Source organism: Cytophaga sp. FL35 (assembly GCF_014349235.1).
In the GTDB taxonomy this organism is placed as follows: domain Bacteria; phylum Bacteroidota; class Bacteroidia; order Flavobacteriales; family Flavobacteriaceae; genus Euzebyella.
Window position 1 is genome coordinate 81777 of sequence record NZ_JACSOH010000003.1, and the last position, 13978, is coordinate 95754.

Sequence of the window (13978 nt, forward strand, 5' to 3'; positions counted from 1 at the left end):
TTTCGTACCTTCCTAAGCTCAATCTAAACTCACTAAAAACTATGCAAAGACGAAAGTTTATCAAGAATGCGGCAGCGGCCTCCACTGCCTTTACCATTGTTCCCAGTTTTGTAATGGGAAAAAACCATGTGCCACCAAGTGATACCCTATATATGGGAGCCTTTGGAGTTGGTGGCAGGGGCTCGGGTGTAATGAACGGTTTGAATGAAACCGGCAAAGTTAAATTTGTTACCCTTTGTGATGTAGATGACCGCCGTGCAGCAGACTCTTATAAAAAATATCCTAAGGCGAAACGATATAAGGACTTCCGAGAGGTTTATGACAAACACATTGGCGAGATAGATGCCATAATGGTCGCAACCCCCGATCATATGCATGCCTCTATTGCGCTGCCTTTTATGCGTGCCAAAAAGCATGCTTATGTAGAAAAGCCGTTGACCCATAATATTAATGAGGCCCGTTTAATGACCCAAGTGGCCAAAGAGAACGGTATTGTCACCCAAATGGGAAACCAAGGAGCTTCAAGTGATGGTAGCCGTGAAGCCAAGGAGTGGATACAATCCGGAATCATTGGCAAAGTATACAAAGTAGACTGTTGGACCAACAGGCCCGTTTGGCCACAGGGTGTACCGGTACCAACGGAAAAGCAACGAGTACCTAAAGGACTGGATTGGGACTTGTGGTTGGGCGTTGCCGAAATGCGGGATTATAATGATGCGTATCTCCCGTTTAAATGGCGTGGTTTCTGGGATTTTGGAACAGGCGCCTTAGGAGATATGGGCTGCCACATCATGGAAACCCCTTTTGGCGTGCTTGATTTGGGATACCCCACTGAAGCGGAAGCAAGTTGTACCACAAACTGGGTAGGGGATTTTGTAGAAGCTGATTACAGCGAGTCTTGTCCCGCTTCTTCTATTGTTCGACTAAAATTCAATACCGAGGAACACGGGGATATAGCCCTGAATTGGTATGATGGCGGACTCATGCCTGATTTACCAGACGAACTTGCCGATGGAGAAACCATAGGTGACAGCGGTGGAGGTTCTGTTTTTTACGGAACTAAAGGTATTTTGGTGGCTGACACCTATTCAAGAAATGCCAGACTTTTACCTAGTAAAAACATGGAACTATTCAATGCTCCGGCTCCTTACTTAAAGAGAATAGATGGAGATGTTGGCGGCCATCAGGCCAACTTCGTGGAAGGATGCTTGAACGGCGTTGAGACATCATCAGCCTTTGATCGTTCCGGACCTCTTACCGAAGCGGTTCTAATGGGTAATTTGGCCATAAAGGCTTTTCAATATAAAAAACTGAAACCCGGAAAGAAATTGGGTGATTGGGATCCTTTTGAATATCCAGGAAGAAGGAAAATCCTTTGGGACGGTGAAAACATGAAGGTTACCAATTGGGATTTGGCCAATGAATGGGTCAAAGGCAGCTACCGCAAGGGGTGGGAGCTTTCATAAAACAATCTTCCTTCTATAATTAACCAAGGCGGTCCGAAAACAGATCAAGTTTTCTACCGCCTTTAGTTTTCACCAACACTAACTAACTTTTAAAATGAATAGCCCGCAGATATCTGTACCACATTATTGTTGCTACTTCCGGAAAAATCCTCCCCGTTGATATTTGCTATTCCTTTGTTGTAACGTAGACTGAAGAAGATATTATTTGCCAGTTGATAGGAAGCTCCAATACCAAAACCTATATCCAGACTTTTAAACTGGTCATCATTGGCATTGGTAGAAACCAAGAAACCTACCACAGGACCTGCTTCTGCGCTCAATCCCTGTAAAATATGATACTTACCCAAAATTGGTAGGTTTACATAGTCCAGTTTTAGATTTTCGCCGTTACTGCCATAGTCCCAATTACTTCCTTGGGATGAATACAACAATTCCGGTTGTACAGAAATTTTATCGGTGATGGGTACTTCTGCAACGCCTCCCAAATGAAAAGCTACCCTAGAACCCAAACTTCCAAGTCCCACATAATAGTCGCCTCCAAGGTTAGAAATATTTATCCCAGCCTTGACTCCAAAACCGAAGTCCTGAGCGCTTAAATGAAGAGACCCGAGAATCAAAAAGCAAACGAATAATAGATTTTTCATGTGTAAATTAAATTTGATTGTTTCCTATTGGTGCCAAATGCAGCAATGAGGTTAACACTCACATGAAAAAATTCTTAAAACAATTTTAATTGCCCGTCTTTAAAAGTTTCGTGCATACTTGCGTTCAACTTGGGAAAGGCTTTCCCTTTAAAGTAGGCCCGTTTGGCCAATTTAACCAAATCATGGATTTGAGCAGCAATTTTTCCCTCCCCCCTACTTCGTATTCCAAATCGGCTATCATTAAGGGTGCCACCATGGCATTCTTGAATTTGATGCAATACTTTATCCGCCCTATCGGGCAAAGTTTTTCGTATCCAATCTTCAAAAATTTGTCCAATGGCACCGTTCAATCTTACTACGGTAAAACCAAAAGACAGTGCACCGTTTTCGGCAACCGCTTTTGCCAGCGCCAAAATTTCGTGGCTATTAATTCCCGGAATTATAGGTGCCAGCATAGCATTCACAGGAATTTGGTTCTTAGATAGAATGTTGATGGTCTCTAACCGCTTTTTAATAGTAGCGGTCCTTGGTTCCAATATTCTACGGGTATCTTCAGAAAGGGTAGTAACTGAAACGTTTACACCAACCAAAAGATGTTGGGCCAATTCTTTTAGAAGGTCAAGATCTCTTAGTACCAAAGCATTTTTGGTGATGATACCTACCGGATGCCGGTACTTTAAAAAGACCTCCAAACATTTACGGGTGATTTCATATGTCTTTTCGGCAGGCTGGTAACAGTCCGTATTACCCGAAAGTACAATGGTTTGGGCCTTCCATGATTTACTCTTTAATTTAGCTTCCAGCAGTTTGGGAGCGTCTTTTTTTACGAGAATAGTTCGTTCAAAATCCAAGCCTGCCCCATAACCCCAAAATTCATGGGTATTGCGCGCATAACAATAAATACAACCATGTTCGCAACCTTGATAGGGGTTCATGGAATATTCCATACCCACATCTGGACTAGTTACTTTATTGATTATAGATTTGGGAAAAATAGGAATAAATTGGGTTTTTGATTTTTGTGCTTCCTCACCTTCAATTCTACAGAATTCCAAAAAGTCATCCCTAGTTTCATATATATTTTCCAAGAACCTATTGGGCACTTTCTTTTGCGCACCACGTCCTTTGATCAAATGCTCGCTTTTCAATTAAATGGATTTATTCCAAATTTATGGAATTTATCCATTTAATAATATAACTTTGTACTAATTAACAGTTACCTGTATCATTTGTTTTTTAGTACCTCTTTTGGCATAGAATAGCAAGGTGTCCTTATCAATTTGAATAAGTGGTCTTGATACCATAATGGGTAGCCGAACCTCTTTATCATCCACTAATTTTTTATAAGTCAAATCTCCCTCCCCATCCACTTTAATCACAAACATGTTAGGATTTCTACTAAAACCTTGTTTAAAAAGAATCCGTTCCTTGCTTATCTTTTGTGGGTTTTCCCCGGAATTAATAAAGAAATACATGTTTTCTCCATGTCCGTAGGCCGTGTAGGAAGCATAGGAAGCATCGCCTTGGGTCACCTCTGTTTTGTTAATGTTTCGGGCCCATTTCATATTTCCCATGGCATCCAGTTTTGCCAACACTATATCATTGTAGTGATAACGATCTGTAATTTGTGTTGCCCCAGAGCTAATGTCTTCCCCCTTGGTCACAAAATATTCCTCCGCACTAAAAAGGATATTCTTTTCCGGGGTGATGTGGACACTCTTAAAGATTAAGTTTTTAATTTCAGTATCTACCTCCCGTCCAAATTTATCGATCATAAATTGCTCTGAAAACGGATTGTACTTTTTGGACTGAAGCGCCAATGTTTCACCGTTCAAATTAAAATGGACCAGCCCATTGTACCTATTATCCTTCCTATCCGCATAAAAACCTACAACTTTTAGATCTCCATCTACCAAAATGGGTTTTAAGGACTCCGGAAATCTTCCTGGATCGGCAAATTCTTGAATGGTGTGACCACCGGCACCTATACGAACCAGTTCATATTGATACCTCCGCTCCTTTAAATCATTTCTTCTCTTTTTAAAGAAAGCCTTCCCCATTAAGTAAACGGAGCTTAAATCTTTGGACACTTCCACATTCTCAAAGGCGTAGTTCTTTTCCTCAATGGCCGCTGTAAAGTCATACTCCAGCCTTTTCTTTAGGTCTGTACCATAAAGGAGTACCTTATATTTTTCATCTCTTCCTTCACGGTAGTGCACAGTAATGGCAAAGGCATTTCTGGAATCGTTAAAATGGGTTGCAGTAGAAAATCCGTTTCCAAACTTTCTATTGTATTTGTTAACTGCCAAAGGGTTGGCAACTTCCTTTGAAGGAATAGAAAGCAATGGACGTTCCGTAAAACGGAAATCATCTAAAGGGGTTTGATGAACAACATAGTTATAGGCTTCGGCATCAAAATCATAGGCAAGTTCCAATAGGTAAAGTTGACCATTTTTTACGAAGCCGTCTACCATATGCTCACCCGCATGCTTGTAATTGAAGTCTGAAACCAAATTGAGATCACCATCGTAGATTTCAATAAAGTGTCCTTTTGGCCTCAACGGGAAACCTCCATAATAAGTGCGCACAAGAACTGTTTCGCCCTTGACGGAACTTTCTATGGAGAGAACAGTAGAGTATTTATACCTATCAGAATAATTTTCTCCTAACTGATAGTCCACGGGAATGTCTTGGGCAAACACCGTAGAAGAGGCCACCAATAGTGAAAAGGCAGCCAAGCATATAATTCTTCGCATAAGTAGGTTGTTTGAAGATATACTACCTACCCGGGAAATCTGCTTTACGTTTTTCTAAAAATGCCGTAGTTCCCTCAGTAAAATCCTCAGTACCAAAACAGGCACCAAAACCTTTAATTTCGGCAGTATATCCGTTACTATTCTTAAAACCAGCATTTACCGCTTTTATTGCATGGCTAATAGCTACGGGCGAATTATTAGAAATTTTTCCTGCCAACTTTTCACAATGCCCCAATAATTCCTCCTGGGATACCACATCGTTTACAAGACCATAGCTTAACGCTTTTTCTACATCTATCATTCCTGCCGTCATGATCATTTCCAAAGCACGGCCTTTTCCAATAAGTTGAGGTAGCCTTTGTGTACCACCATAACCGGGAATTACCCCTAAGGAAACCTCAGGCAAACCCATTCTTGCATTATGGCTGGCAATTCTAAAATGGCATGCCATAGCTAGCTCAAGTCCACCCCCTAGGGCAAAACCGTTGACAGCCGCTATGACCGGTTTGGATAGATTTTCAATAAAGTTGAAGACCAATTCCTGACCTTGAGCGGCCAAGTCCTCGCCCTCAGATTCTGAAAAATTGGCAAATTCAGAAATATCGGCCCCGGCCACAAACGCCTTTGGACCGCTTCCGGTCAGTATAATCACCTTCACCTCATCATCTGCTTCCAAAGTTTTGAAAGCTTCATGAAGTTCCTGTAGGGTATCTCTATTAAGGGCATTCAATTTTTTTGGCCTGTTTATAGTAATCTTGGCAATTCCATTTTCTAAATTGACTAAAAGATTATTAAAATTCATATAGTGTATTTAAGCGCTGTTATTCTGTTCCTTTTTTATTTTTTCTTTAGGTAGTTTTACGGTAAATACCGTGCCCTTACCTGGCTGTGATGTAAACGTGATATTTCCCTGATATGTTTCCACAATGTTCTTTACCATTCCCAATCCAAGGCCCATACCACTGGACTTTGTGGTAAATTTTGGTTCAAAAATTTTCTCCTTGAACTCATCTTCAATACCAATACCATTATCTGCCACGCAAATTTTTACTTTGTCCTCTTCCTCTGCCACTGACACCAAAATTCTGGGTGCCGCTACTTCAGGTACCGCTTGTATGGCATTTTTGACCAAATTGGTAACCACCCTTATCAATTGGGTACGATCCATTTTTGCAATAATCTCATCCCTATCAGATATGAAGTGAATATAATCTTCATTAAATATATCCAGTGCCAGTTTAACAATTTTAACCACATTTAGGGTTTCATTTTGTTGTGCGGGCATTTCAGCAAAATTGGAAAAAGCCGAAGCTATACTGCTCATAGTATCTATCTGCTGAATAAGCGTTTTTGAAAATTCCTCTACCTTGTTTTCTATATCCGGATCTTTAGGGTCAAATTTTCGCTCAAAACTCTGGACCGTAAGTCTCATTGGCGTAAGCGGATTCTTTATTTCATGTGCCACTTGCTTGGCCATTTCCCTCCACGCTTGCTCTCTTTCACTACGAGCCAATTTTACAGCACTTTGCTCCAATTCATCGATCATGGCATTGTAGGAGGTTATGAGCTTCTTTATCTCAAGACTAGGGTTGTCTATAAGTATTTTTTTGTTCCTACGGGTTAAATGTGTTCTTCCGAGCATGTCGGATACGGTCTGTAGTGATCTGGTAATGTAGGTAGAAATAAAATAGGACAAGGCAATGGCTATAAGCAACATAAGCAGGTAGACCCCTGCCAATCTGGTAAGAAACTCGCGCAACTCCATATTGTTAAAAGAGTCATCCTCATAGTAGGGCAAGTTTAAAATACCAATTGGTTTTAGACTTTTATCGTTTATGTACGTATAACTGGCCTTGTAGTTATCGCCCGCCAAGGCTTTTTCCTCCACATATCGTTTAGTTGGGCTATTCTCAAGATTTATAAGAATTTGGGTATCCAGGCAATTGCTCACGGAGTCTATCACGAATTTTGGACGGGAACTTTTTAACAACTGTCCTTCCAGGTCGTAAATGTTCAATCGCTGGTTTTGAGTATTGGCGATCCTGTAGATTTCCATTTGGAAAATAAGGTGCAAATTTTCGGTAGTAACGGGATAGGTGGTTTCCCTAAGAACGTATTCTACACTTTGCCTTACTTGCTCCTCTTTTCTTTCCAATCGGCCTATGTGATAGTCCTTACTTTGTTCATTATATTGAAATACAGTGACCCCGGCAATAAGTATGGACGCAATTACCACCAGAAGTATCATGGAGACAAAAATGCGTGATCGAAGAGATAATTGTGTAAGCAAGGCCCTGCGTTTACCCTCAAAGGTAGCAAATATCGCACCAAATAAAGAAGTAGGCAGAGACCTAAGCTTCCGGGTTTTTATCCCTTATCCTTTTATAGATTTTTATGCCTAGCATAAGGATGACCCCCAAGAGAAGGATACCTACTACACCAAAAATCCAATTAATGGTGCTCCTAAGAATTACAAGAAAAACAATAGCAAAAAGAATCAGGGTGGCCCCTTCATTCCAAATGCGCATATAATTGGAAGTGTATTTAATTTCGTTGCGTTGCAATTGCTTGAAAATTATATGCGTTCGTAAGTGATAGCAAATTAAAAGCACCACAAAGACAAGCTTAATGTGCATCCATCCTTGCTGCAAAAAACTGGGGGAGAGAATTAACAACCAAGTGGCAAAAATAATCGCTAAAATGGCAGAGGGCCAAGTAATAATATACCACAGACGTTTGCTCATCATCTTCAGCTGCTTGCTGAGAATTTCCCGTTCTGGAGAGGATTTTTGGGATGCCTCAATATGATAGATAAAAAGTCTTGGAATATAGAACAAGCCCGCAAACCAAGTGATTACGAAAATTAGATGCAGGGACTTTATGTAGTTGTAATATTCCAAAACTGACTAAAACTGGCTCAAAGGTAGCCAATAGGCTTGAATTATGGGACAGCTCGTGTTGATCTCAATTAATTTCCAAACAAGAGATGTATATCTTAAGAGTCAAAAATATGACGATTGAAACTTTTAGGTAACAAAAACGCTTTCTATCTTACTCATATATAAAAACTTCCTATGACCGATATAGAAAAAACAAAAACCGGGGACCTAACCGCAGAGGACCGGATGACCCTTTTTCTTGCCAAACAAAGTATGGAACAAATTGGTTGGGCAATGCAAGGGCTAAACCAATTGGGCAATATAATTGAGAAAAGACTGGACTTACTTCCTGCCAAGCAACAGCAATGGTTGCAAAAAATATCCTATAAAGTATTATACAACGTTGTTAAATCTAATTTATTCTCAATGAAGAACAACAAGGAGAATAAAGTACCATTGAATACCTTGTATAAAGCGATGGTTACCTCCTCTGGGGCCATTGGCGGTGCGTTTGGTGCCACTGCATTTGCGGTAGATTTAGGTCTCACCACCAAATTAATGATGCGTTCTATTTTGGATATCGCACGGAGCGAAGGGGAAAATATAGAGGAATTGGACACCCAACTTGCCTGTCTTCAAGTTTTTGCCTTGGGCGGAAAAACCAAGCACGACGATAATTTGGATACAGGCTATTTTGCCACGCGAATCGCCCTAAATGCTGCCGTAAAGGGATCCTCTTCAACATTGATTGAAGGATTCCTAGTGGGTGCCAGCAGTCCTATCCTAAAGCTAATTTCCATCATTGCTTCCCGGTTTAGTATTCAAGTTTCCGAAAAATTTGTGGCGCAGGCCATACCCGTGGTAGGCGCCGTTGGAGGAGCAGGTATCAATTTGGCATTCATACAGCACTTTCAGAATATGGCCCAGGCTCATTTTAGTATCCGCAGGTTGGAGCGGAAGTATGGCGAAGATTTAATAAAGGAACACTATGAAAGTTTGGTCGTTACCAAAAAGAACTAAAGGCAAACTATCAACGCTAAATAATCATTCTACATAATTCCGTACATTTAAGAACCAACTCAACGTAATACTTATGAAATCTTTTTACTTATTGAAAGACAAGTTTTGTCTTTTAACCATAGCTATCATATGCATTAGTCTTGAAAGTAATGCCCAAGAATTTCGCTACGGAGACCCCTTACCTGATGCTCCGGAGCTTGCCAAGCGGGGAAAATATGCCGTAGGTGTCAAAACGATGGAGTTTACAAACAACGATCAAGTAAACATTTTAAACTCCAAAGACGGCAAAGACCCCTTGTACGATAGAAATCTTAAGGTGGAGGTATGGTATCCATCCCTCCCAGAAAAAGAGAGTAAGGCAGTAGTTTACGAAGAGGTTATGGGTACTCGTGGTGATACTCTAAGACCATTAATCCCTTTTCAATTTAAGGGCCGAGCTTATAGGGATGCCGCCCTGGTTAATTCTGGTAAATTTCCGCTGGTAGTGGTTTCCCATGGCTATGTAGGCTCTAGATACTTGATGACGTATTTGACGGAAAATCTGGCTTCCAAGGGCTATGTGGTGGTGGCCATAGACCATACCGATTCAACTTTTAAAGACGCCAATGCCTTTTACAGCACCCTGTTGAACAGGGCCAAGGACATTCGTTTTATAATCCAGTCCATGACCCATCTGAAAAACAATAAGCTTTCAACCATTATTGATAGTGAAAATATAGGAATCATAGGATATTCCATGGGGGGTTACGGTGTTCTGAATGTAGGCGGAGCGGGTTATTCCGACGGCCTTACGGCATTTTTCGGCCAAATGACCGGGGGAAGCAAAGCAATTGCCGATTTGACCGCTAACAATACCGAATACCAATCGATGAAAGACTCCAGAATTAAAGCGGTAGTAGCTTTTGCCCCTTGGGGAATGGAGCGTGGCGTTTGGGATTTGGAAGGATTAAAAGGGCTTACCGTACCTACTTTTTTTGTTGCTGGTGACCAAGATGATATCTCCGGTTATGAAAAGGGAATCAAAGCCATTTATGACGGAAGTATTAATACTGACCGGTATTTGCTAACCTATAAAAATGCCCGTCATAATGTAGCTCCCAATCCTCCCCCTGCAGAAGCCTTAGAACCAGGCCATCACATAGATGAGTATTACCGTTATGCAGAGCCCTCATGGGACCAGCGTAAGATCAATAATGTCAACCAACATTTTGTGACCGCATTCTTGGGCACCCATCTCAAAGGGGAAGATTTTTCTCAATACTTAGATATTCCAGAGAATTCCAATGACCAAGACTGGTCAGGATTTGTACCCAGATCTTCCACGGGAATGCAATTATTGCACGAAAAAAAGGCTTCTAACTAGGTTCTGACAATTGAAGGGTATTTTTAATCTCCTTACGCAAGTACAAACCGGTGACAATGGTCGACAAGACGTCCGCGGCAAAAAATGATAGCCACACCCCTAATTCGTCCAAGAAAAAAGGAAGTGTCAAGATTAGGGGAATAAAGAAGAAACCCTGTCTGGTCAAGGTCAGTAAGAAAGCCGGAATTGCTTTTCCGATGGCCTGAAAATAGGCCGCACCGATCAATTGGAGCGCAATGATGGGCGTAGCTCCAAAAACCAGCCTCATGGCTAAGGGAATATGTTCCAAAACATAAGCGTTTACCGCTAAATTTTCTGCGGATTGGTCAGCTCTGTCGCTTAGAAACAGGGAGGCAATTTCCTGAGGAAAAACCATAAGGCCCAAAAACACCAAAGCAGCCAAAAGAGAGGCATACCGGATAGCCGTGTTGATAGACTCACGTACCCTTTGGTATTTTTTAGCTCCGTAATTAAAGCCGGCAATTGGCAGAAAACCTTGAGTAACCCCAAACACAGGAAACAGTGCAAACATTTGCATTCTTCCAATAATTCCGTAAACGGCCACCAAAGACTCTCCTCCCAACCCAAAAAGGATATTGTTCATAATTAGATATACCACACTGGTGGTGGCCTGCCTAGCCAACGTAACGACACCCAATGAACCAATTTCCCTAACGATGGGGATTTGCAGTGCTAAGCTCTTCCAAGATAATTTCAATTCCGAATGTCCCGAAGTGAAAAAGTAGCTGATATACAAAAAGCAAAAAATATATCCTCCTGTAGTGGCCCAGGCGGCACCTTCCATTCCCCAATCGAACCAATAAATAAAAATATAATCCAGTACCAGATTTGCAACCGACGGGATTATCATGGCAACCATGGCGAATTTTGGTTTCCCTTCGGCCCTAATGACCGTATTGCCCATCATACTAAAAGCTAAAAACGGTATTCCGTAAAGTACAATGATGTAGTAGGCTTTGGCAGGTTCAAAGATGCCTCCTTTTCCACCAAAGGCAGGTATAAGCACATCCACATAATAAAGCCCCAATAGGGCCATACTGACCGTTATAAAAAATGTTAAGGTGATCTGATTTCCGAAGACGAGGGTGGCCTTTTGGTAATTATTGGAACCCAATGCCCGGGAAATAATACTTGATCCCCCAATACCAATTGCCATACCCAAGGCACCAATAAAAAAAGAAACCGGAAGTACTACGTTAATGGCCGCAATAGCAATGGCACCGATCCAATTCCCCACAAAAATGGAATCGACCAGCACATTTAACGACATTACCAAAATACCGATGGAAGCAGGCACGGCCTGTTTTACCAGTAGCCTACCTATGGGTTCCGAACCCAGTTGTTCCGCCGATACTTTTGCCATTTAAATGTTATTGAGAATACTAGAAGTTTTAATTAACTAAATTTATACCTTTTGGTATAAGTTAAAATAGCCATTCAAACTTCAAAATTATAACTTAAGAATGAGGCAGGACGCCCGTTTGTTCCCAATTATTGACCCATTTGGCCATTAATTCTACCCACGAATCCCTATCGTTAAGGCAAGGAATATGGATATAATCGGTTCCGCCCGCTTCCAGAAATTGCTCTTTTCCTTCCATGGCAATTTCCTCCAAGGTCTCCAAACAATCGGAAACAAATGCCGGCGTAATGACCGCTAATTTCTTCTTTCCTTCCTTCGGAAACCTTTCAAATTCGTAATCGGTGTACGGCTTCAACCATGGGTCGCCAGCCAATCTGGACTGAAACGATGAACTCACTTTTTCTTCTTTTAATCCCAATTCGGCTTTTACCAATTCCGTGGTATCGTACACCTGATGCCTGTAACAAGTATGGTGGGCCACTGAGTTGGTAAAGCAGCAACTACCGTCAATTTTACAATGGTATTTGGTAGGATCGGACTTCTTTATGTGCCTTTCAGGAATTCCGTGATAGGAAAATAAAATATGGTCATAATCAAAGCCTTCCAACGCCTCCGAAATGGATTCGGAAAGTACTTTGATATAATCAGGGTTCTTATAAAATGCAGGCAGCGTGGTCAATTTCAAATTCGGAAAGAACTCTTTTTGAACATCCATGGCCTTGACCACTACTGTCTCAAAGGAAGACATTGCATAATGGGGATATAGGGGGACTATCATAACATCATCCACTCCTTTATCCTTTAGCTCCTGCATGGCATTTTTGATAGTCATGCTACCGTAGCGCATTCCCAAGGCCACTGGCATGGAGGTGTGTTTTTTAAGCTTTTCGGCAAACCGCTCTGAAATAACAATCAAGGGAGAACCTTCTTCCCACCAAATTTTTGAATATGCCTCTGCTGATTTTTTAGGCCGGGTTTGAAGAATAATTCCCCGTACCAAGATATTCCGCAGCACTTTATTCACGTCAATAACGCGCTCATCCATCAAAAATTCGTCAAGATATGGTTTTACGTCCTTGGGGGTGGGGCTATCAGGTGAACCCAGATTTAGTAATAGAACTCCTTTCATGCAATTTTTCATTATCGGCCCAAGATAAAAGCTCGAATTCCTCGCTTTATATCAGGCTTTAAATTTACCGATGCAAAAATAAGGCTTGAATATAAGCATATTGTCACTTTGGGTAAATACTTTTTGATAATACTATAGTTTACATCAATTTTAAAAGCATATGGACACCGTGACACTCTCATTTTTAGTATAATGGAAAACAAAAACCACTGCTATGCTAAACAAATACATAGATTTATCAAGCAATTCCTTTTACTATCTTTTAGTAGCTTTGGCAGCCCTTTTCGCCGCATACTTTATACTGCTCTTCTTAATTCGCAGACTTGGTAAGAATCCAAAATATGTGTTGCCCATAGAGGCGGTAAAAAAAGTAAGTGCCCCCATTGGTCTTATCTTGTTTTCCATTTTTCTTAGATTGGACTCCCTGCGCACCTTGCTAAACCTCTCTGACTATGCTTATTACTTTAGAAAAGCGAGTACCCTACTCTTTATCTTTGCCTTTACGTGGCTTATTCTCACTGCCATTAAAATTGCGAAGCACCACATCATTGGCAAATATGACTTGGAAGCCTCTGATAACTTTAAGGCCCGAAAGGTTACCACCCAATTCAATATTCTAGAACGAATTGTCATTTTCATTATCATCATTCTAGCGATAGGTTTTGCCCTTATGAGTTTTGAAAGCATCAGGGAAGTAGGTGTCAGTGTTTTTGCTTCGGCGGGAGTGGCAGGTATCATCATTGGTTTTTCTGCCCAAAAATTAATAGGAACGATTTTGGCGGGTATACAAATTGCCATTGCCCAGCCTATAAAAATTGATGATGTAGTCATTGTGGAAGGGGAATGGGGCCGTATTGAAAAAATTATGCTCACCTACGTAGTGGTCAAAATTTGGGACAAGCGTAGGCTCATAGTACCCACCACCTATTTTATTGAAAAGCCTTTTCAAAATTGGACCAAATCTTCGGCCGATATTTTGGGCACCGTTTTTCTTTATACCGATTATAAAGTGCCTTTTGACGCCCTACGAGAAGAGCTCACCAACATTCTTAACAATACGGATTTATGGGACGGGGAGGTCAATGTACTTCAGGTAACCGATTCCAAAGCCAACTATGTGGAAACACGTGCGCTTATGAGTGCCAAGGACTCTCCCACCGCGTGGGATTTACGGGTCCACGTACGAGAAAAACTGATTGTCTTTTTACAAGAAAACTATCCCGAAAGTTTGGCACGAAGCCGTGTAAGTTTTGAAAGCTCATTGGCACTAAACCAGCCAAAAAACGAGTCCGAATCAATAGTCGAATAACCGATTTTGATGCTTCTTGACGAATTTT

12 protein-coding genes are annotated in these 13978 nt (G+C 41.2%); 4 read left to right on the top strand and 8 right to left on the bottom strand.

The genetic code is table 11. From position 1 onward, the window contains the following. Nucleotides 1-41: 41 nt before the first annotated feature. Complete coding sequence (locus BIZ36_RS02845) at nucleotides 42-1466, top strand: Gfo/Idh/MocA family protein (protein WP_187456356.1); 1425 nt, start codon at nucleotides 42-44, stop codon at nucleotides 1464-1466. A gap of 89 nt (nucleotides 1467-1555) precedes the next feature. On the opposite strand, the gene BIZ36_RS02850 is transcribed toward BIZ36_RS02845, so the two are convergent. From BIZ36_RS02850 to BIZ36_RS02875, 6 genes are all read right to left on the bottom strand, one after another. Further along, nucleotides 1556-2110: a porin family protein gene (locus BIZ36_RS02850; protein ID WP_187456357.1), complete on the bottom strand. Its 555-nt coding sequence runs from the start codon at nucleotides 2108-2110 to the stop codon at nucleotides 1556-1558. Between the two features lie 74 nt (nucleotides 2111-2184). After that, nucleotides 2185-3258: a PA0069 family radical SAM protein gene (locus BIZ36_RS02855; RefSeq protein WP_187456358.1), complete on the bottom strand. Its 1074-nt coding sequence runs from the start codon at nucleotides 3256-3258 to the stop codon at nucleotides 2185-2187. 57 nt (nucleotides 3259-3315) lie between these two features. Next, nucleotides 3316-4866 carry a hypothetical protein gene (locus BIZ36_RS02860; RefSeq protein ID WP_187456359.1) on the bottom strand — a complete coding sequence of 517 codons (1551 nt, stop codon included), beginning with the start codon at nucleotides 4864-4866 and terminating at the stop codon, nucleotides 3316-3318. Between the two features lie 22 nt (nucleotides 4867-4888). Then, nucleotides 4889-5668: an enoyl-CoA hydratase/isomerase family protein gene (locus BIZ36_RS02865; RefSeq protein ID WP_187456360.1), complete on the bottom strand. Its 780-nt coding sequence runs from the start codon at nucleotides 5666-5668 to the stop codon at nucleotides 4889-4891. Between the two features lie 9 nt (nucleotides 5669-5677). Further along, the gene (locus tag BIZ36_RS02870) at nucleotides 5678-7114 is read right to left on the bottom strand and encodes an ATP-binding protein (protein ID WP_187456361.1); all 1437 of its coding nucleotides are present in this window, start codon (nucleotides 7112-7114) and stop codon (nucleotides 5678-5680) included. 103 nt (nucleotides 7115-7217) lie between these two features. Further along, a complete protein-coding gene (locus tag BIZ36_RS02875) occupies nucleotides 7218-7766 on the bottom strand; it encodes a CopD family protein (protein WP_187456362.1) in 549 nt (182 codons plus the stop codon). 174 nt (nucleotides 7767-7940) lie between these two features. On the opposite strand from BIZ36_RS02875, the gene BIZ36_RS02880 reads away from it, so the two are divergent. Both BIZ36_RS02880 and BIZ36_RS02885 read left to right on the top strand, forming a co-directional pair. Next, nucleotides 7941-8765, top strand: coding sequence for an EcsC family protein (locus BIZ36_RS02880; protein WP_187456363.1), 825 nt, complete (start codon nucleotides 7941-7943; stop codon nucleotides 8763-8765). A 73-nt stretch (nucleotides 8766-8838) separates the two neighbouring features. Then, a complete protein-coding gene (locus BIZ36_RS02885; RefSeq protein ID WP_187456364.1) occupies nucleotides 8839-10128 on the top strand; it encodes an alpha/beta hydrolase family protein in 1290 nt (429 codons plus the stop codon). Here the strand turns inward: BIZ36_RS02885 and BIZ36_RS02890 are convergent. Next, entirely contained in the window at nucleotides 10121-11512 is a 1392-nt protein-coding gene (locus BIZ36_RS02890; protein WP_187456365.1) for an MATE family efflux transporter, read from the bottom strand. The two genes, BIZ36_RS02885 and BIZ36_RS02890, sit on opposite strands and share 8 nt — an antisense overlap. Nucleotides 11513-11606: 94 nt before the next feature. Continuing rightward, complete coding sequence (gene hemH / locus BIZ36_RS02895) at nucleotides 11607-12641, bottom strand: ferrochelatase (protein WP_187456366.1); 1035 nt, start codon at nucleotides 12639-12641, stop codon at nucleotides 11607-11609. Nucleotides 12642-12855: 214 nt separating this feature from the next. Here hemH and BIZ36_RS02900 point away from each other — a divergent pair, with 214 nt between their 5' ends. Beyond that, nucleotides 12856-13950 (top strand): mechanosensitive ion channel family protein, encoded by a 1095-nt coding sequence (locus BIZ36_RS02900; RefSeq protein WP_187456367.1) that lies wholly within the window; start codon nucleotides 12856-12858, stop codon nucleotides 13948-13950. Nucleotides 13951-13978 lie beyond the last annotated feature (28 nt).

Coding starts and splice junctions, on each gene's coding strand:
- BIZ36_RS02845 (WP_187456356.1), top strand. CDS start 42: ATGCAAAGACGAAAGTTTATCAAGAATGCGGCAGCGGCCTCCACTGCC.
- BIZ36_RS02850 (WP_187456357.1), bottom strand. CDS start 2,110: ATGAAAAATCTATTATTCGTTTGCTTTTTGATTCTCGGGTCTCTTCAT.
- BIZ36_RS02860 (WP_187456359.1), bottom strand. CDS start 4,866: ATGCGAAGAATTATATGCTTGGCTGCCTTTTCACTATTGGTGGCCTCT.
- BIZ36_RS02865 (WP_187456360.1), bottom strand. CDS start 5,668: ATGAATTTTAATAATCTTTTAGTCAATTTAGAAAATGGAATTGCCAAG.
- BIZ36_RS02870 (WP_187456361.1), bottom strand. CDS start 7,114: ATGATACTTCTGGTGGTAATTGCGTCCATACTTATTGCCGGGGTCACT.
- BIZ36_RS02880 (WP_187456363.1), top strand. CDS start 7,941: ATGACCGATATAGAAAAAACAAAAACCGGGGACCTAACCGCAGAGGAC.
- BIZ36_RS02885 (WP_187456364.1), top strand. CDS start 8,839: ATGAAATCTTTTTACTTATTGAAAGACAAGTTTTGTCTTTTAACCATA.
- BIZ36_RS02890 (WP_187456365.1), bottom strand. CDS start 11,512: ATGGCAAAAGTATCGGCGGAACAACTGGGTTCGGAACCCATAGGTAGG.
- hemH (WP_187456366.1), bottom strand. CDS start 12,641: ATGAAAGGAGTTCTATTACTAAATCTGGGTTCACCTGATAGCCCCACC.
- BIZ36_RS02900 (WP_187456367.1), top strand. CDS start 12,856: ATGCTAAACAAATACATAGATTTATCAAGCAATTCCTTTTACTATCTT.